This is a genomic window from Stenotrophomonas sp. SAU14A_NAIMI4_8 (genome assembly GCF_003086695.1).
GTDB lineage: Bacteria > Pseudomonadota > Gammaproteobacteria > Xanthomonadales > Xanthomonadaceae > Stenotrophomonas.
In genome coordinates this window covers 4,324,501-4,342,764 of sequence record NZ_CP025999.1, presented here as the reverse complement: position 1 = coordinate 4,342,764, position 18,264 = coordinate 4,324,501, and the positions used below count along the sequence as shown (strand labels likewise).

The window sequence follows — 18,264 nt, the reverse complement described above, 5'->3', positions numbered from 1 at the left end:
GTGTCCTTGCACTGCGATGGCGCCCGCCAGGTCAGCGGGCCGTCGCCAGGGCGGCGACCGCCGGCAGGATATGGTGTTCACTCAAGGGTGCCAAGGGCAGGCCGTGCGGCGGCTGCAGCGGCACCCAGGCCAGTTCGGCAATCTCCGCCTGCGCGCGGGGCGTGCCCGCCACCTTTACCCACCAGGCATCGGCCTGCACCCGGTGGCCGGGTTCGTTCACCGCCCAGTCCTGGAAGCGGCCCAGGGCGATGGCCGAATCACGCTGCAGCTGCACGCCCAGTTCCTCGTGCAGCTCGCGCGCCAGCGCGGTCAGCGCCGCTTCGCCGGGCTCGGGCTTGCCACCGGGCTGGATGAAGCGCTGGGCGCCGTGCTTGCGCACCACCAGCGCCCGGCCGCGGTCATCCAGGATGACCGCGGCCACGATCTGGATCGTGGCCGCGGCGTTGCTCACTTCAGGTTCTGCTCGAACAGCTTGAGGATGCGCTTGTACTGGTCCAGCCAGGAATCGGCACGGGTGTAGCCGTGGCGCTCCAGCGGGTACGGCGCGATGGACCAGTTGTCCTTGTGCAGCTCGATCAGGCGCTGGGTCAGGTGCACCGAATCCTGGAAGAACACGTTGTCATCCATCATGCCGTGGGCGATCAGCAGGTTGTCCTGCAGGTTCTGCGCGTACTCGATGGGCGAGGACGTGCGGTACGCCTCCGGGTCGATGTCCGGGGTGTTCAGGATGTTGCTGGTGTAGGCGTGGTTGTAGTTGTTCCAGTCCACCACCGGGCGCAGTGCGGCGCCGGCCTTGAACGTGCCCGGCGAACGGAACAGCGCCATGAAGGTCATGAAGCCGCCGTAGGAACCGCCGTAGATGCCGGCGTGGTCGCGGTCGCCCTGCTGGGTGTCCACCAGCCAGTCCAGGCCGTCCTTGTAGTCTTCCAGTTCCGGGTGGCCCATGTTGCGGTAGATGGCCGTGCGCCAGTCGCGGCCGTAGCCCTCGCTGCCGCGGTAGTCCATGTCCAGCACGATGTAGCCCTTTTCCACCAGCAGGTTGTGGAACATCTGCTCGCGGAAATAGGCCGGGTAGCGCTGGTGCACGTTCTGCAGGTAGCCGGCGCCGTGCACGAACATCACGATCGGGTACTTCTTGCCCGGTTCCTTGTGCTCGGGTTCGTAGTACTTGGCCCAGACCACGCCGGCGCCGTGCTTGGACGGCACCGCCACCAGCTTCGGCTGCACCCACTCACGCGCCTTGTATTCGGCGGTGCGGGTGTCGGTCAGCACGCGGGCCTGGCCACCCGAGGACGGCAGCACCGCCAGCTGCGGCGGCAGGTAGGCGCCGGAATAGCGCACCAGCAGCTGCTGGCCGTCCGGCGACAGCGAGAAGTCTTCCACGCCGTTCAGGCTGGTCAGTTCGCGCACCTGGCGGCTGCCGGTGTCGACCGCGCAGACTTCGTAGTCGTGCGGGGCCTGCTGGTTGCACAGGAAGTAGAAGCCCTTGCCGTCGGCCGACAGCACCGGCGCGGAGGTTTCCCACTTGCCGCCGGTCAGCGCCTGCGGCTTGGCCGTGCCGGCCTGGGTATACAGGTGCGAGTAGCCCGATTCTTCCGAAAGCAGCCACAGCGTGCGGCTGTCGGCCATCCAGCCGAAATCGTTGAAGCCCCAGTTGATCCAGGCGTTGTCGGTCAGCCGGTGGCGGTTCTGCACGCGGCCATCGTTGCCCACGCTGACGATCCAGCGGTCCTTGTTGTCGTTGGCGCGCAGCATCACCGCCGCCTGCTGGCCGTCGGCGCTCCAGCGCATGCCGCCGCCCATGAAGTCGCTCATCACCTGCACGCTGCGGTCGCCCTTCAGCGCGTCCTTGCCGGCCTTGCGGCGCAGCTCGGCCAGCGGGTCGGTGCCGATGCCCGGCAGGCCCGACAGCGACAGCTTCTGCGCCTTGCCGGTACGCACGTCCACGAACCACAGGGTGTGCGGTTCAAAGCCGTTGCGGCCGACGCGGGTACGGGTGTCTTCGGTTTCCTCGTAGCCCGATTCGGTCACGTACAGCGGCATCTTGCTGGTGCGGCCGTCATCGAAATCCTTGGCTTTGGTGGCCACGATCAGGTGGCCCAGGTCCGGCGACAGCAGGCTGTCGACGATCTCCACGTCGGCGCCCAGGTAGATCGGTGCGGCCGCGCGGGTCGGGTCGGCCTGGCGCCAGCGCTGGTCCTGGTCCTTCAGCGCTTCGCGCTGGTCACGGTCGCGGCGCAGGGTTTCCAGGGTGCGCAGCTGCTGGTCGCGCAGCAGGTCATCCTTGGGCTTGCTGGCCGGGTCCTTGTCGGCCTTCAGGCTGGCCACCTGCTGCACGCCGCTGGCGGCGGTCCAGTGGAACCAGTTCTGGCCCACGCGCCAGATCACGCCGTTGTCGGCGGCGAAGTTCACCCCGGTCGCACGCTCGTTGCTGCGGGTCAGCTGGGTCAGCGCGCCACTGCGCAGGTCGCGCACGAACACATCGCCATTGCGCACGAAGGCGCTGCGGCTGCGGGTGCGGTCGTAGACCGGATCGGCCACGTCCAGGCTGCCGCGCTGGTCATCGGCCACCTGCGCGGCGGCGCCACCGGCCAGCGGCTGGCGGAAGGTGTCGCGCACCGGGCTGCCATTGCGCTTGAGCTGGTATTCCACCTGCTGGCTGTTCCACGACCACCAGGCCTTTTCCACCGGCGGACCGATCCAGTCCGGGTCGGCCATGGCCTGTTCGATGGTGATCGGCGTGGGCGCGGCATGCGCGGCCGGTGCGGCCAGGATGGCCGACAGCAGAAGGGACAGGGGCAGCACTCGGGACATGGGCGGACGGCACCAGAAGAGGAAACCGGGAAAGGGTAGCAGCCGCCCGCGCCGGGGGAGGGGGCCACAGGTCATGGCAGCGGGATCGGCAAAGCCGTGCAACCGGCAGCCGGTCCTGCGCATCCAATCTCCTGAACCCGCATCATCCACCGGACAGGAGCCCGACCATGCAGGAACTCATTCCGATCACCCTCTTCATCTGCATCGCCTATGCGATCCATGCCCTGGCCGATGCCCGCGCCCGCAGCAAGCTGGTCGCCCCGCACGTGCCGGAGGAGGTGATCCGTTCGCTGGCGGTGCTGGAAGAAGAGCGCCGCCGCCAGGGCGCGCTGCGCTGGGGCATCAGCCTGGTCAGCCTGGCCGTGGCCATGGGCCTGCTGGAGGCGATGGGCGCGCGCGAGCTGACCTTTGGCGCGGCTGCGGCGCTGGCCGGCAGTGCCGGGCTGGGCCAGCTGCTGGCCTGGCACTTCACCCGTCCTGCCCTGCGCAAGGGCTGAGGCCGGCATGCCACGGGCACAGGGGGCGCCCCGCGCATGAGCCTGCTGGGCGGAGCACTGGCTGCATTGCGGGGGCGTCGCCACGACGTCCCCGCAGCGCCTCTACCGGAAGCTGACGACGACCGCGCGCTGGTGCGGGCGATCATCGATGGCTCGCAGCCGGCGTTCGCGCAGTTGGTGCAGGCCCACCAGCGCACCTGCGCGCACGTGATCGGGCGCATGGTCGGCGACCGTGACCAGGTGGCCGACCTGCTGCAGGAGACCTTCCTGGCCGTGTTCCGCCAGCTGCACCGGTTCCGCTTTGAATCTTCGCTGCGCACCTGGGTTTCGCGGGTGGCCTACACCACGGCGCTGCAGTACCTGCGCCGGCGGCGGCTGGAGGCGCAGTGGATGGTGGCGGTGGACGTGCCGGAGGAGCTGGGCGTGGGTGATGAAGGCCCCGGCCCGGCGGAACTGAGCGAGGCGCTGCAGGCCGGGCGCCAGTTGGGCGCGGCACTTGAGCGGCTGAGTGCACCGCAGAGGCTGATCGTGGGCCTGCATTACCTGGAGGATTTCGACCTGGCCGAGATCGAGCAGGTGACCGGGTTGCCACGCGGTACCATCAAGAGCCACCTGTACCGCGCGCGGCAGACCCTGAAGCAGGAGCTGACCCGACGCGCCACCGCCGGAGAGCTGCTGTGAGCGAAGCCAACGACCCCCGCGATGCCGATGCGCGCGCGCTGTCGCGGGCGCTGCGCGAGCAGGAGGACTCCGTGCCCGATGTGAGCGAGGCGCTGCAGCAGCGATTGCAGGCGGAAACCCGCGACAGCGGCGTGGGCTACGTGGTGGTGCAGGTGCTGCTGGTGTGTGCCCTGCTGGCCGCCGGCGTTTGGTATTTCTGGCGGTGAAGCCCCCGCCGGGCATGGCCCGGCGCTACCCGCACTGGTAGCGGCCGACCTTGGTCGGCGATGTGCGATGTGCCAACCAAGGTTGGCACCTACCAGAGCGGGTCGGTTGGCACCCACGTAGTGGTAGCGGCCGACCTTGGTCGGCGATGTGCGATGTGCCAACCAAGGTTGGCACCTACTAGGGCGGGTCGGTTGACGCCCACTTACTGGTAGCGGCCGACCTTGGTCGGCGATTTGGGGTGTGCCAACCAAGGTTGGCACCTACTAGGGCGGGTCGGTTGACGCCCACTTACTGGTAGCGGCCGACCTTGGTCGGCGATTTGGGGTGTGCCAACCAAGGTTGGCACCTACCAGAGCAGGGCGCCGGCGGCGTCTGCCCCCTGCGACACAGTGAAGCAGCGCGACACCGCGTCGCATCCCAGTGCGGCGATATCTTCCTAAAGTGGTCCGGTATCCCACCCGTACCCGGCAGGAGGCGTCCCTTGGACGCGTTGTTGTTGTCGCGGATCCAGTTCGGATTCGTCATCAGTTTCCATGTGCTGTTCCCCGCCTTCACCATCGGCACCGCCAGCTGGCTGGCCTTCGTTGAATGGCGCTGGCTGCGCACGAAGTTGCCCGTCTGGCGCGATCTCTACTTCTTCTGGCAGAAGATCTTCGCCGTGTCCTTCGGCATGGGCGTGGTCAGCGGCATCGTCATGGCCTTCCAGTTCGGCACCAACTGGCCGCGATTGAGCGAAGTGGCCGGCACCGTGATCGGCCCGCTGCTGACCTACGAAGTGCTGACCGCGTTCTTCCTGGAAGCCAGCTTCCTGGGCGTGATGATGTTCGGCTGGGGCCGGGTCTCGCCGCGCCTGCACTTCCTGTCCACGTGCATGGTGGCGCTGGGCACGCTGTTCTCCACGTTCTGGATCCTGTCGTCCAACAGCTGGCTGCATACGCCGGCCGGCTACGAACTGATCAACGGCATCGTGCACCCGGTGGACTGGTGGCAGGTGGTGTTCAACCCGTCCTTCCCGTACCGCTTGGCGCACATGGCGCTGGGCTCGTTCATCACCACCTGTTTCGTGATCGGTGGCGTGGGCGCGTGGTACCTGCGCAAGGGCACGCACGTCGAAGCTGGGCGACGCATGCTGATCGCCGCCGTGGCCTTCGCCGCGCTGACTGTGCCGGTGCAGATCTTCGTCGGCGACATGCATGGCCTGAACACGCTGAAGCACCAGCCGATGAAGATCGCGGCGGTGGAAGCGCACTGGCACGAAAGCAAGGAAGGCGAGGGCGTGCCGCTGGTGGTGTTCGCCCTGCCCAACGAGAAGGAACAGCGCAACGATTTCGAAGTGGCCATCCCCAAGCTGGGCAGCGTGATCCTGACCCATTCGCTGGACGGCACCTTCGATCCGCTGACTTCCGTGCCGGCCAGCGAGCGGCCGCCGGTGACGCCGGTGTTCTTTGCCTTCCGCATCATGGTCGGTCTGGGCACGCTGATGCTGCTGCTGGCCTGGGTGTCGGCCGTGCAGCTGTGGCGGAAGAAGCTGCTGGATTCGCCGTGGCTGCTGCGCGGCTGGAACTGGATGCTGCCCAGCGGCTTCATCGCCCTGGTGTCCGGTTGGTTCGTGACCGAGATGGGCCGCCAGCCCTGGGTGGTGTACGGCGTGCTGCGCACCGCCGATGCCGTGGGACCGCAGAGCGCGTGGATGACCGCGTTGTCGCTGGCGGTCTACGTGGTCGGCTATGCCTTCGTGTTCGGCTGGGGCATCTGGTACCTGGTGAAGATCCTGCGCCATGGCCCACAGCCCCATGACCACGGGCCGTCGCTGGACCATGGCAGCCACACCCCGGCGCGCCCGCTGTCGGCGGCCGATGAACCGCTGGAGGAGCGCTGAGATGGACCTGATGACCTGGCTGCCGGTGGCATGGTTCGCGGTGATCGGCTTCGGCGTGTTGATGTATGTGGTGCTGGATGGCTTCGTGCTGGGCATCGGCATCCTGGCCCCGTTCGCCGAAGACGAGGAGCAACTGGACCTGATGATGAACACTGCCGCGCCCATCTGGGACGGCAACGAGACCTGGCTGGTGCTGGGCGGTGCCGGCCTGCTGGCCGCGTTCCCCAAGGCCTATGCGGTGCTGCTGTCGGCGCTGTACCTGCCGGTGCTGCTGCTGGTGGTGGCGCTGGTGTTCCGTGGCGTGGCCTTCGAATTCCGCTTCAAGGCGCACCGTTCGCGGCGGCTGTGGAGCGTGGCCTTCGGCCTGGGCTCGCTGCTGGCGACCTTCGCCCAGGGCGTGATCCTGGGCACCCTGGTGCAGGGCATTCCGCTGCTGGAGGGTCGCTTCAGCGGTGGGGCGTTCGTGTGGTTCAGCCCGTTCGCGATGCTGACCGGTGCCGCGCTGGTGGCCGGTTACGCGCTGCTGGGCAGCACCTGGCTGATCCTGAAGACCGAAGGGCGCGTGCAGGCACTGGCGCGGCAGCTGACCCGGCCGCTGGTGGCCGCGGTGATCGTGGCGATGGGCCTGGTCAGCAGCTGGCTGCCGTTCCTGCACTCGCGGCTGATGGACCGCTGGTTCAGCGATGGCAACTTCTGGTGGCTGTCGCCGGTACCGCTGCTGACCTTGGCGGTGGCGGCCGCACTGTGGCGCAGCGCCACCCACCCGCGCCGCGACCTGCCGCCGTTCCTGCTCAGCCTGGGCCTGTTCGTGCTCGGCTTCGCCGGTCTGGTGCTGGGCATGTGGCCCTACCTGCTGCCGCCGTCGATGACCCTGTGGCAGGCCGCGGCCCCGGCCTCGTCGCTGGGCTTCAGCCTGGTCGGGCTGGTGATGCTGCTGCCGGTCATCCTGGGCTATACCGCATGGTCGTACCGGGTGTTCCGCGGCAAGGTGCACGCCGGCGCCGGTTACCACTGAGGCGTGACCCACGGCAGCGGACGGTGACCGCTGCCCGTTGGGGTTTGTGAAACATGTATTCCCTGCGCCGGACGTGCTAGCGTGCGCTCCTTTCCGGCCGCCAGGGGGGGCTGCCGGCGACGTCCTGGACGGACGCACGGCTGCAGGAATGGGGGGCCGCCGCGCGTCGCCGTAACTGGCTCGTGCCTATTGTTTGCCCATCCAAACATCACCGGTAATGATTGAATTTTCCGTAGTCGACTGGGCTGCCTGGGCACCCGGGCTGACCGAACGCAGCCAATGGATGGACTGGGCCCGCACGCCGTTCCTGCCGCAGGGCGAGGGCACGCCTGCGCTGGCCGAAATTCCCGCCATGCAGCGGCGCCGCATCGAGCGCCTGGGCCGCATGGCCATCCAGACCGCCTGCTGGTGCGAAGACGGGCAGGGCGCCGACAGCCAGGTGCCGCTGGTGTTCGCCAGCCGCCATGGCGACGTGGCCCGTTCAATGGAACTGCTGGGCTCGCTGGCGGCCAACGAGCCGCTGTCGCCCACCGGCTTCGGGCTGTCGGTGCACAACGCCATCGCCGCGCTGTATTCCATCGCCCGCGGCCACCGCGGCAACTACCTGGCGCTGGCCGCCGGCCAGGCCACCGTGGAAGCGGCCTGCCTGGAAGCGGTGGGGCTGCTGGCCGATGGTGCGCCGGAAGTGCGCATCGTGGTCTACGAATCGCCGTTGCCCGACGTTTACGCGGAATTCGCCGACGAACCTGACCCGTTCTTCGCCTGGTGCTGGCGTCTGGCACCGGCCGACGCGGCCGGTACCGGCCTGCGCCTGGCCTGGCAGGCGGCCGAGGGCGCGCCGCAGACCGCCCCGGGCCTGCTGCCGCACGCGCTGGACCTGCACCGCTTCCTGCTTGGCCAGGACGCCAGCCTGGAGCACGTCAGCCAGGGCCAGCGCTGGTGCTGGAGCCGCCGTGTCTGAGGCGCTGCGCCGCCTCGATCACGCCTGGCGGGTGTTCGGCACCGGCCTGAGCTTTGCTGCCTTCGGTGTGGGCGGGCTGCTGCTGGGCGTGTTCGTGATGCCCCTGCTGCTGCTGATGCGCGACCCGGTGGCGCGGCGGCGGCGTGCGCGACGGGTGGTGCAGGGCGCGTTTGCCAGTCACGTCTGGCTGATGTGCCGGCTGGGGGTGATGACCCTGCAGGTGGAAGGGCGCGAGCGCCTGCAGCGCGACGGCCTGCTGGTGCTGGCCAACCACCCCACACTGATCGACGTGGTCTGCCTGATCGCCCTGTTGCCCAACGCCGACTGCGTGGTGAAGCGGGCGGTGGCCTGCAACCCGTTCATGCGCGGCCCGGTACGCGCCGCCGGCTACATCGCCAACGACGATGGCGCCGGCCTGGTCGATGACTGCGTGGCGGCCGTGCATGCCGGCGGCACCCTGGTCATTTTCCCGGAAGGCACCCGCACCGTGCCGGGCCAGCCGCTGCGCCTGCAGCGCGGCGCGGCCAACATTGCCGTGCGCGGCCGGCTGGACATCACCCCGGTGCGCATTACCTGCACCCCGCCCACGCTGACCAAGGGCCAGAAGTGGTATCGTGTGCCCTCACGTCGTTTTCACGTTCAGCTGCAGATCGGCGAAGATATCGCGATCGCGCCGTTCCTGGCCGAAGATGACTCGCCGAGGGGGGATGCCTTGGCGGCCCGTCGCGTCACCGACCACCTCACTCGTTATTTCGACCTGTCTGGAGATCCGACCCGTGCAAGCACTTGAGCACGAGATCAAGGAATTGATCATTTCCTCGCTGTCACTGGAGGACATCACGCCGGAGGACATCGATCCGACCGCGCCGCTGTTCGTTGAAGGCCTGGGCCTCGATTCGATCGATGCGCTGGAACTGGGCCTGGCGCTGCAGAAGAAGTACGGTGTCAGCCTCTCGGCCGACTCTGAAGAAACCCGTCGCCATTTCTCCAGCGTGCGCGCGCTCGGCGAGTTCGTCGCCGCCCGCCAGTCGTAAGGCGCAGGAACAGCCATGACCAAGAATGAACTTTTCGAGCGCATCGTCCGCATCCTGACCGACAGCTTCGAGATCGAGCCGGCCCGGATCACCCCGGAGGCGCGCCTGTATGACGACCTGGACATCGACAGCATCGATGCGGTCGACCTGATCGTGCAGCTGAAGCCGCTGCTGGGTCGCAACCTGCAGCCGGAAGCCTTCAAGGCCGTGCGCACCGTGCAGGACATCGTTGATGTCGTGCATGGCCTGCTGCCTGGTCAGGCTGCCGCCTGACCGCAGCGCAGACGGCACGGCCATGGCTCGGGCACGCGTGGTCGTGGTGGCAGCGCTTTCGCTGGCCTACCCCGTGCTGGTGTACGCCGCGATGGGCCGCTTCGAGCCACGCTGGCTGTCGCTGCTGCTGTTCGGCCTGGCCCTGCTGCGCGCGCTGACCACCCGGCAACCGCTGTGGTGGGCCGCCGCCGCCGGTGCCGGCCTGCTGGCCGCGCTGGCCACCCTCCTCAACCAGGCGCTGCCGCTGAAGCTGTACCCGGCGCTGGTGAACGTGGTGATGCTGTGCGTGTTCGCCACCAGCCTGCGCTTCGGCCCGCCGCTGGTGGAACGCCTGGCGCGCCTGCAGGAACCGGACCTGCCACCGTTCGCGGTGGTCTATACCCGTCGCGTCACCCAGGTGTGGTGCGGCTTTTTCGTTTTCAACGGAGGCCTGGCCCTGCTCACCGCGCTGTACGCGTCGGATCGGGTCTGGATGCTCTACAACGGACTGTTGGCGTACGTGATGATGGGCGTGTTGTTTACAGGTGAATGGCTGGTGCGGCGGCGGGTGAAGGCAGCACATGCGCATGGCTGACTGGATCGCCCTGGACCGCCTGATGGTCACCGCGCAGCCGGGTCGCCCGGTCGGTCTGTGTGGCGAGGTGGCGCTGGACCACAGCGCGCTGCGCCAGCGTGTGGTGGCCTGGCGTGATGCCTTCGCCGCAGCCGATGGCCGCGACTGGGCGCTGTATTTCGACGATGCCATCGCCTTCGCCGCGGCCCTGTTCGGCGCGTGGCATGCCGGCAAGCGCGTGTTCCTGGCCGCCGACAACCTGCCGGCCACCCTGCAGGCGCTGCAGCCGCAGGTCGCAGGCTTTGCCGGCGATGTGTCGGCCGATTACCGGCCGCTGGTTCCCGCTGCTCCGACCGATGGCGCGCTGCACGCGCTGGATGAGCGCGCCTGCGAACTGTGCGTGTTCACCTCCGGCAGCACCGGCCAGCCCAGCGCGATCAGCAAGCGCATGGACCAGTTGGCGCGCGAGGTCGATGCGCTGCAGGCGGCCTTCGGTGCGCAGGTGGAGGGCGCGCAGGTGCACGGCACCGTGTCCCACCAGCACATCTACGGCCTGCTGTTCCGCGTGCTGTGGCCGCTGGCGGCGGGGCGGCCGGTGCAGCCGCGGCGGTTCTTCCATGAAGATCTGGTGGCGACCCTGGCCGCGGCCGACAGCGTGCTGGTGGCGACCCCGGCGCACCTCAAGCGCCTGCCCGAACAACTGGATTGGGCCAGCCTGCATGGGCGCCTGCGCGCGGTGTTTTCCTCCGGCGGCCCGCTGCCCGAAGACGCCGCACGACAGGTGCGCGGCTGGCTGGGCGTGGCACCCACCGAGGTGTATGGCAGCAGCGAGACCGGCGGCATCGCCTGGCGCCGCTGGGATACCGACATGCCGCCGTGGCAGCCGCTGCCGGGCGTGCAGTGGCGCATTGAAGAGGGCTGCCTGGCCGTGGCCTCGGCGCACCTGGAAAGCGCCGACTGGTGGCGGACCCAGGATCGGGTGGAAGCCCTGGCCGATGGCCGCTTCCGCCTGCTGGGGCGTGCCGACCGCATCGTCAAGATCGAAGAGCGCCGGGTTTCGCTGGACGCGCTGGAACGCGCCCTGCGCGAAGACCCCGAAGTGGAGGACGCGCGCGTGCTGGTGCTGCAGGGGCACCGTGAACAACTGGCCGCCGTGGTGGTGCCCGCCGTTCCGGCGCTGGCCGAGGCCGGTGATGCCGCACGTCGCGCACTCGGCCAGCGGCTGGGCGCCCGCCTGGCGCAGGGCCATGATGCGGTGACCCGCCCGCGCCGTTGGCGGCTGGTGCAGGCACTGCCGATCAATGCCCAGGGCAAGGTGACCCAGGCGGCGCTGGCGGCATTGTTCCAGCCGTTGCTGCCGGTGCCGCAGTGGGACCAGCGCGGCGACGCCAGCGCGACCCTGCGCATGACCCTGGACCCGGCGCTGCGTGCATTCCAGGGCCACTTCCCGCAGGCCGCGATCCTGCCCGGCCTGGCCCAGCTGGATTGGGCGGTGCGCTTCGGCCGTCAGGCCTTCAACCTGCCAAGCGGCTTCGTGCGCATGGACGTGGTGAAGTTCCAGAAGGTGGCGCGGCCCGGCGATGAGCTGACCCTGCAGCTGGACTGGGATGCGCCGCGCGGCGTGCTGACCTTCCGCTACACCTCCCTGCACGGCGTGCATGCCAGCGGCAAGGTGATCCTGACCGATGCGCACTGAGCCGGCGCCGACCGGGGGCGCCTTCGCGCCGCTGGTGGTCATTCCCGTGTACGACCACGAACACGCCATCGGCGCCGTGGTGCAGGGCGTGCAGGCCGCGGGCCTGCCGTGCCTGCTGGTGGACGATGGATCATCGCCTGCGTGCGCGGCCGTGCTGCGCGCGTTGTCCACGCAGCCCGGCGTCGATCTGCTGCGGCTGGACCAGAACCAGGGCAAGGGCGGCGCCATGCTGGCCGGTTTTGCCGAAGCGGCGCGGCGCGGCTACAGCCATGTGCTGCAGATCGATGCCGACGGCCAGCATGACACCGGCGATCTGCCGCGCTTCATCGCCGCTGCCCGGGCCCGCCCGCAGGCAGTGATCTGCGGCATTCCGGCCTACGATGCCAGCGTGCCCAAGGCGCGCCTGTACGGTCGCTACGCCACCCATATCTGGGTCTGGATCAACACGCTGTCGCTGCACCTGCGCGACACCATGTGTGGCTTCCGGGTGTATCCGCTGCCGCCGGTGCTGGCGCTGGTCGGCCAGGAAACCATCGGCCGGCGCATGGATTTCGATACCGAAATCATGGTCCGCCTGTACTGGCGGCAGGTGCCGGTGGAGCACCTGGCCACGCGCGTGACCTACCCGGCCGATGGCGTGTCGCACTTCGATGTGTGGCGCGACAACGTGCGCATCAGCCGCATGCACACCCGCCTGTTCTTCGGCATGCTGCCGCGCGCGCCGCGCCTGCTGTGGCGCCGCCTGCGGGGCCAGGGCTGACATGGCGCGCACGCAGGACGCACCGCATTGGGCCGACATCGGCGAATCCACCTCGGTGGCCGGTGTGCTGTTCCTCTGCTGGGTGCACCGCTGGTTCGGGCGCTGGCCGTTCCACCTGTGCGTGTGGCCGGTGGTGGCCTGCCACTGGCTGGGCAACCGGGTCGGCCGCCAGGCGTCGATGCAGTACCTGCAGCGGCTGCAGGCGCACAGCGGTGCGCTGGGCCATGCGCCCACCTGGCGCGACAGCCTGCGCCACTTCTTCAGCTTCGCCGATACGCTGCTGGACAAGCTGCTGGGCCTGGGCGGGCGCTACCCGCCCGAACGCATCCACCTGCAGCGCGACCTGGTGCTGGGCAAGATCGCGCGCCGCGAAGGCGGCCTGATCCTGACCGCGCATATCGGCTGCCTGGAACTGTGCCAGGTGCTGGCCGAACAGGTGCCCGGCTTCCGCATTACCGTGCTGGTGCACACCGCCCATGCGCAGCGCTTCAACCGCCTGCTGCAGCGGCTGGACCCGCTGGCCGCGGTGGAGCTGGTGCAAGTGACCGAAATGGGCCCGGCCACAGCGATGATGCTGGCCGACAAGGTTGCTTCCGGTGGCTTCGTGGCCATCGTCGGCGACCGCGTGCCGGTGCAGGGCGGGCGCAGCGTGATGGCCGATTTCCTGGGCCACCGCGCGCCGTTCCCGATCGGTGCCTACGTGCTGGCCTCTGCGCTGGCCTGCCCGGTGTACACCATGTCCTGCCTGCACGATGGCGATGGCTATCGCGTGGCGTTTGAACAGTTCGCCGAACGCGTGGTGCTGCCGCGCGGCTCGCGTGATGCCGCCCTGGCCGAACAGGCGCAGCGCTTCGCGCGCTGGCTGGAACTCCAGGTCATCCAGTCCCCGTTGGACTGGTTCAATTTCTTCCCCTTCTGGGATCAGGCCCCCCATGACGACTGACGCCGTACCCGTATGCCGTTTCGGTGATGCACCGCTGACCATTGAAGACGTGGTGGCGCTGGCCCAGCGCCAGTGCGAGGCCGCCCTGAGTGAGGCGCCCGCGTTCCGCGCGCATATCCAGCGCGGCGCCGATTTCCTCGACCGCCTGCTGCGCGAGGATGGGGTGATCTATGGCGTGACCACCGGCTACGGTGATTCGTGCACGGTGAACATTCCGCCGGCGCTGGTGGCCGAGCTGCCGCACCACCTGTACACCTACCACGGCTGCGGCCTGGGCCGTTACCTGGACCCGGCGGAAACGCGTGCCGTGCTGGCCGCGCGCCTGGCCTCGCTGGTGCGTGGCATGTCCGGCGTCAGCGTGCCGCTGCTGGAAGGCCTGGCCACCCTGCTGCAGCACGACGTGCTGCCGCTGGTCCCGGCCGAAGGCTCGGTCGGCGCCAGTGGTGACCTGACCCCGCTTTCGTACGTGGCCGCCGTGCTGTGTGGCGAGCGCGAGGTGCTGTTCGAAGGCCAGGTACAGGCGGCCGGTCCGGTGCTGGCGAAGATCGGCATGACCCCGCTGAAGCTGCGCCCGAAGGAAGGCCTGGCGATCATGAACGGCACCGCGGTGATGACCGGCCTGGCCTGCCTGGCCTGGCAGCGCGCCGACTACCTGGCCCGCATGGCCACGCGCCTGACTGCCTTCAACGTGTTGTCCAGCGACGGCAACGCGCACCACTTCGATGAAACCCTGTTCGCCGCCAAGCCGCACCCCGGCCAGAGTCGCATTGCCGCGCGCCTGCGCAGCGACCTGCACAGCGAGCGCCCGCCACGCAACGAACAGCGCCTGCAGGACCGCTATTCGCTGCGCTGTGCGCCGCACGTGATCGGTGTGCTGGAAGACAGCCTGCCGTTCCTGCGCCAGCTGATCGAAACCGAACTGAACAGCGCCAACGACAACCCGCTGATCGATGCCGACGGCGAGCGCATCCTGCATGGCGGTCACTTCTATGGTGGCCACATCGCGCTGGCGATGGATACGCTGAAGAACACCGTGGCCAACGTCGCCGACCTGCTGGACCGGCAGCTGGCGCTGGTGGTCGACGCCCGCTACAACCACGGCCTGCCGGCCAACCTGTCGGCAGCCACCGGCCCGCGTGCGGCCATCAACCATGGCCTGAAGGCGCTGCAGATCAGCGTGTCGGCGTGGACCGCCGAAGCCCTGAAGCAGACCATGCCGGCCAGCGTGTTCTCGCGTTCCACCGAATGCCACAACCAGGACAAGGTCAGCATGGGCACCATCGCCGCGCGCGACTGCCTGCGCGTGATCGAACTGACCGAGCAGGTGGTGGCGGCCATGCTGATCGCCGCCCGCCAGGGCCTGGCCCTGCGCGAACGGGTTGGCCTGAACGCGCAGCTGCATGGCAGTCTGGCCGACATGTACGCCGACCTGGGGCAGCGCATCGCCCTGGTTGAAGAAGACCGCGCGCTGGATCGCGAACTGCGGGAACTGCTGGTGGAGATCCGCGCGCAACGCTGGGAACTGTATGCCGGTGAATGAACACACGGAACTGGTCGGGGAAATCACCCTGACCCCTGCCTTCCATGACTGCGATCCGATGAACGTGGTCTGGCACGGCAACTACTTCAAGTATTTCGAGATCGCGCGCTGCGCGCTGCTCGGCCGCTACGACTACGACTACCCGCAGATGCTCGAATCGGGCTACCTGTGGCCGGTGGTCGATGCGCGGGTGAAGTACGTGCGCCCGCTGCTGTTCAACCAGCCGCTGCGCATCGTGGCGCGCATCGTGGAATGGGAGAACCGGCTGAAGATCGAGTACGAAATCTTCGATGCGGGCAGCGGCCAGCGCTTGACCCGTGCAATGACCATCCAGGTCGCGGTGGACGCGACCAGCAAGGAAATGCTGTACCAGTGCCCGCCGGTGCTGTGGCAGCGCCTGGGAGTGCCTGCACCATGAAGACCCTGTTCACCGTTCCGCGCGCGCTGCTGTGCGCGCTGCTGCTGGCCGCTGCGCCGCTGGCCCAGGCCGCCGACCCGGCGGTGGATGCGATCACCCAGGCGGTGGCGCGGCCGGACGTACTGCGTGGCCAGTTCACCCAGGAAAAGCAGGTCAGCGGCTTCAAGAACCCGCTGCGTTCGCAGGGCCAGTTCGTGGTCGCGCGCCAGCACGGCGTCATCTGGACCACGCTCAAGCCGTTCCCCTCGGAAGTGGTGGTCACCGCCGACCGCATCCTCAGCCGCCAGCGCGACGGCAGCACCCGGGTCGAACTGGATGCGCGGCAGCAGCCGGCCATGCGCTCGGTGAACGCGATCATGTTCGCGCTGATGAGCGGTGACGTGCAGGCGCTGTCCAGCCAGTTCAACGTGCAGGCCAGCCGCGAAGGGCAGGGCTGGACGCTGAAGCTGACCCCGAAGTCGGCGATGCTGGCCAAGGCTTTCGAATCGCTGACCCTGCAGGGCGACCGCTACGTGCGCCAGGTGCAGATCGTGGAGGCCAACAAGGACCGCACGCAGATCCAGTTCAACGCGTTGAGCGAAGCACCGGCCACGCTGAATGCCGACGAGGCGCGCCGCTTTGACTGATCTGGGTAGCGCGAACGGAGCGGACCGCCTGCGCCGCTGGTGGCACTGGCTGGGCATTGCCTGGCTGCTGGTGCTGCTGGTGCTGGGCGTGCAGCAGTGGCGGCTGTGGAGCGAACAGTCGCGGATCGACACCGACATCCTGGCGCTGTTGCCGCAGGATGCACACGATCGCCTGTTGAGCGATGTCACCCGGCGCATTGCCGACGGCAGCTCGCGCCAGGTGGTGGTGCTGCTGGGCAGTACCGATGGCGGCGCCGCCAAGCGCGCGCAGGCCGCCTTCGCCAAGGCGATGGCCGGCGATGCCGACAACGGGCTGCTGGTGCCCAGTGGTTCGATCGAAGGCTGGTTCGATGAAGCGCGCGCGTTCTACGCGCCGTACCGCGACCGCCTGCTGACCCCAGGCCAGCGCGAACAGTTGCAGCAGGCCGAACCGGGCGCGCTGGCCGAACAGGCCTTGGGCGCGTTGTATGGCCCGATGGGCGCACCGCGGTTGACCGATTGGCGGCAGGACCCGCTGTCGCTGTGGCCGAAGTGGTGGCAGCAGCAGGCACAGGGCTCGGGCCTGCGCCTGGGCGATGATGGCCTGCTGGAAGCCGAAGGCAAGCATTGGGCCGCGCTGCAGTTCGATACGCCGGGTTCGGCGTTCCAGCTCGATGGCGAGCGTCATATCGATGGCCTGCTGGAACGTGCCGGCCAGGCCGCCAAGGCCGCGGCGCCGGATCTGGAGATCCTGCACGCCGGCGTGCCGCTGCATGCCGAAGCGGCGGCCGTACAGGCCAACCAGGAAATCAACACCATCGGCTGGGGCTCGCTGGCCGCCGTGCTGCTGCTGGTCTGGCTGGCGTTCCGTTCGCTGCGCCCGATCCTGCTGGTGGCCGCCTCGCTGCTGATCGGCTGTGGCGTGGCGCTGGCGGTCACCGTGCTGGTGTTCGGCAAGGTACACGTGCTGACCCTGGTGTTCGGTGCATCGCTGGTGGGCGTGGCCGAGGACTACGGCATCCACTGGTTTGCCTCGCGCCAGGCCGAACCGGCGGACCGCCGCTGGAAGCTGCTGCGGCACCTGCTGCCCGGCCTGTGGCTGGCCCTGCTGACCAGCGCGCTGGCCTACCTGGCACTGGGCCTGGCCCCGTTCCCCGGCCTGCGGCAGATGGCGCTGTTCTCGGTGGTGGGCCTGGCGGCCGCGTTCCTGACGGTGATCTTCTGGTTCCCGTGGCTGGACGGCGGTGACATCCGCCAGACCCGTTTCTCGCAGTGGCTGGGCAGCACCCTGGAGCGCTTCCCGCGCCTGCATGGCACGCGCCCGGTCACGGTGTTCATCGTGGCCGCACTGGCGCTGTCGGCCATCGGCATCGCGCGCCTGCAGAGCAACGACGATCTGCGCAGCCTGCAGTCATCGCCGCCGGCGCTGATGGCCGAACAGATCCGCCTGAGCCAGTTGCTGGGCATGCCCAGCCCGGCGCAGTTCTACCTGGTGCAGGGCGAAGATGACGCACAGCTGCTGCAGCGCGAAGAAGCGCTGACCGAGCGCCTGCGTGTGCTGGCCCATGACAAGCGCATTGGTGGCTACCGTGCGATCAGCGATTGGCTGCCGTCGCCGGCGCGCCAGCAGGCCGATGCCGCACTGACCGCGAAGGTCGAACCGGGCGTGTTGTCGGCGGTGGGCGAAGCGGTGGGCGAACCGCTGCCGCGCCCGGATTTCGCTGCCGGCCCGCTGACCGCGCAGGCATTCCTGGCCTCGCCAGCGTCCAAGCCGTTCCGCCACCTGTGGGTGGGCAGCGTGGGCGGGCAGAAGGTCAGCGTGGTGATGGTCGACGACCTGTCGCGTGCCGATGCGCTGGCCACCCTGCAGGGCGCGGCCGAAGGCCTGTCCGGCGTGCGCTGGGTCGATCGCACCGCCGATTTCTCCAAGCTGCTGGGCCACTACCGCAAGCTGATGGGCGGCCTGCTGCTGGTCGGCATCGCGCTGGTGTTCGGTGCGCTGTGGCTGCGCTACCGCCGCCAGGCGTGGCGGGTGTTCGCACCCACCCTGATTGCCGGTGCGCTCACGCTGGGCCTGCTGGGTCTGTTCGGGCAGCCGCTGCAGCTGTTCAACGTGCTGGCGCTGATGCTGTTGCTGGGCATGGGCATCGACTACGGCATCTTCCTGATCGAGCACCGCGGCGATGCCAGTGCCTGGCTGGCGGTGTGCGTGGGCGCGGCCAGCACCTGGCTGTCGTTCGGCCTGCTTGGCCTGTCGCAGACCCCGGCGCTGCGCGCGTTCGGGCTCACCCTGCTGTTCGGCATCGGCCTGGTCTGGCTGATCTCGCCGCTGTTCCGGCCACCGCCGCACGACCTGCCGCCGGCATGACGCCGGCACCGCCGTTTTCC

General features: G+C 68.9%; 19 protein-coding genes. 17 read left to right on the top strand and 2 right to left on the bottom strand.

Going from position 1 to position 18,264, the window contains the following annotated elements:
* Nucleotides 1-31 precede the first annotated feature (31 nt).
* Together C1930_RS19560 and C1930_RS19555 are read right to left on the bottom strand one after the other, a co-directional pair.
* A complete protein-coding gene (locus C1930_RS19560) occupies nucleotides 32-451 on the bottom strand; it encodes an NUDIX domain-containing protein (RefSeq protein WP_108757527.1) in 420 nt (139 codons plus the stop codon).
* Entirely contained in the window at nucleotides 448-2,814 is a 2,367-nt protein-coding gene (locus C1930_RS19555; protein ID WP_108772460.1) for a S9 family peptidase, read from the bottom strand. The genes C1930_RS19560 and C1930_RS19555 overlap by 4 nt, the downstream gene beginning before the upstream one ends.
* Nucleotides 2,815-2,981: 167 nt before the next feature.
* On the opposite strand from C1930_RS19555, the gene C1930_RS19550 reads away from it, so the two are divergent.
* The 17 genes from C1930_RS19550 (at nucleotide 2,982) to C1930_RS19470 (ending at nucleotide 18,244) form a co-directional block, all read left to right on the top strand.
* Nucleotides 2,982-3,311, top strand: a complete 330-nt coding sequence (locus C1930_RS19550) for a hypothetical protein (protein WP_108754583.1) — start codon at nucleotides 2,982-2,984, stop codon at nucleotides 3,309-3,311.
* Nucleotides 3,312-3,347: 36 nt separating this feature from the next.
* The gene (locus C1930_RS19545; protein WP_108772459.1) at nucleotides 3,348-3,992 is read left to right on the top strand and encodes a sigma-70 family RNA polymerase sigma factor; all 645 of its coding nucleotides are present in this window, start codon (nucleotides 3,348-3,350) and stop codon (nucleotides 3,990-3,992) included.
* Complete coding sequence (locus C1930_RS19540; protein WP_108772458.1) at nucleotides 3,989-4,198, top strand: hypothetical protein; 210 nt, start codon at nucleotides 3,989-3,991, stop codon at nucleotides 4,196-4,198. The genes C1930_RS19545 and C1930_RS19540 overlap by 4 nt, the downstream gene beginning before the upstream one ends.
* Nucleotides 4,199-4,680: 482 nt before the next feature.
* Nucleotides 4,681-6,078, top strand: coding sequence for a cytochrome ubiquinol oxidase subunit I (locus C1930_RS19535; RefSeq protein ID WP_108772457.1), 1,398 nt, complete (start codon nucleotides 4,681-4,683; stop codon nucleotides 6,076-6,078).
* A gap of 1 nt (nucleotide 6,079) precedes the next feature.
* Nucleotides 6,080-7,093: a cytochrome d ubiquinol oxidase subunit II gene (gene cydB, locus C1930_RS19530; RefSeq protein ID WP_108757522.1), complete on the top strand. Its 1,014-nt coding sequence runs from the start codon at nucleotides 6,080-6,082 to the stop codon at nucleotides 7,091-7,093.
* Between the two features lie 217 nt (nucleotides 7,094-7,310).
* A complete protein-coding gene (locus C1930_RS19525) occupies nucleotides 7,311-8,054 on the top strand; it encodes a beta-ketoacyl synthase chain length factor (protein ID WP_108772456.1) in 744 nt (247 codons plus the stop codon).
* Complete coding sequence (locus C1930_RS19520; RefSeq protein WP_108757520.1) at nucleotides 8,047-8,844, top strand: lysophospholipid acyltransferase family protein; 798 nt, start codon at nucleotides 8,047-8,049, stop codon at nucleotides 8,842-8,844. The genes C1930_RS19525 and C1930_RS19520 overlap by 8 nt, the downstream gene beginning before the upstream one ends.
* Nucleotides 8,831-9,088 carry a phosphopantetheine-binding protein gene (locus tag C1930_RS19515; RefSeq protein WP_005411610.1) on the top strand — a complete coding sequence of 86 codons (258 nt, stop codon included), beginning with the start codon at nucleotides 8,831-8,833 and terminating at the stop codon, nucleotides 9,086-9,088. The genes C1930_RS19520 and C1930_RS19515 overlap by 14 nt, the downstream gene beginning before the upstream one ends.
* Before the next feature lie 15 nt (nucleotides 9,089-9,103).
* Nucleotides 9,104-9,361: an acyl carrier protein gene (locus tag C1930_RS19510; RefSeq protein ID WP_108751324.1), complete on the top strand. Its 258-nt coding sequence runs from the start codon at nucleotides 9,104-9,106 to the stop codon at nucleotides 9,359-9,361.
* A gap of 22 nt (nucleotides 9,362-9,383) precedes the next feature.
* The gene (locus C1930_RS19505) at nucleotides 9,384-9,935 is read left to right on the top strand and encodes a hypothetical protein (RefSeq protein ID WP_108772630.1); all 552 of its coding nucleotides are present in this window, start codon (nucleotides 9,384-9,386) and stop codon (nucleotides 9,933-9,935) included.
* Complete coding sequence (locus C1930_RS19500; RefSeq protein ID WP_108772629.1) at nucleotides 9,928-11,610, top strand: AMP-binding protein; 1,683 nt, start codon at nucleotides 9,928-9,930, stop codon at nucleotides 11,608-11,610. The genes C1930_RS19505 and C1930_RS19500 overlap by 8 nt, the downstream gene beginning before the upstream one ends.
* Entirely contained in the window at nucleotides 11,600-12,370 is a 771-nt protein-coding gene (locus tag C1930_RS19495) for a glycosyltransferase family 2 protein (RefSeq protein WP_108754576.1), read from the top strand. The genes C1930_RS19500 and C1930_RS19495 overlap by 11 nt, the downstream gene beginning before the upstream one ends.
* 1 nt (nucleotide 12,371) lies before the next feature.
* Nucleotides 12,372-13,313 (top strand): acyltransferase, encoded by a 942-nt coding sequence (locus C1930_RS19490; protein WP_108751322.1) that lies wholly within the window; start codon nucleotides 12,372-12,374, stop codon nucleotides 13,311-13,313.
* Complete coding sequence (locus tag C1930_RS19485) at nucleotides 13,303-14,853, top strand: aromatic amino acid ammonia-lyase (RefSeq protein ID WP_108772455.1); 1,551 nt, start codon at nucleotides 13,303-13,305, stop codon at nucleotides 14,851-14,853. Before C1930_RS19490 ends, C1930_RS19485 begins: the two co-directional genes overlap by 11 nt.
* Complete coding sequence (locus C1930_RS19480) at nucleotides 14,840-15,271, top strand: acyl-CoA thioesterase (protein WP_108757518.1); 432 nt, start codon at nucleotides 14,840-14,842, stop codon at nucleotides 15,269-15,271. Before C1930_RS19485 ends, C1930_RS19480 begins: the two co-directional genes overlap by 14 nt.
* Nucleotides 15,268-15,897, top strand: coding sequence for an outer membrane lipoprotein carrier protein LolA (locus C1930_RS19475; protein WP_108754573.1), 630 nt, complete (start codon nucleotides 15,268-15,270; stop codon nucleotides 15,895-15,897). The genes C1930_RS19480 and C1930_RS19475 overlap by 4 nt, the downstream gene beginning before the upstream one ends.
* Nucleotides 15,890-18,244 carry an MMPL family transporter gene (locus C1930_RS19470; protein WP_199912385.1) on the top strand — a complete coding sequence of 785 codons (2,355 nt, stop codon included), beginning with the start codon at nucleotides 15,890-15,892 and terminating at the stop codon, nucleotides 18,242-18,244. The genes C1930_RS19475 and C1930_RS19470 overlap by 8 nt, the downstream gene beginning before the upstream one ends.
* The last annotated feature ends 20 nt before the right edge of the window (nucleotides 18,245-18,264 follow it).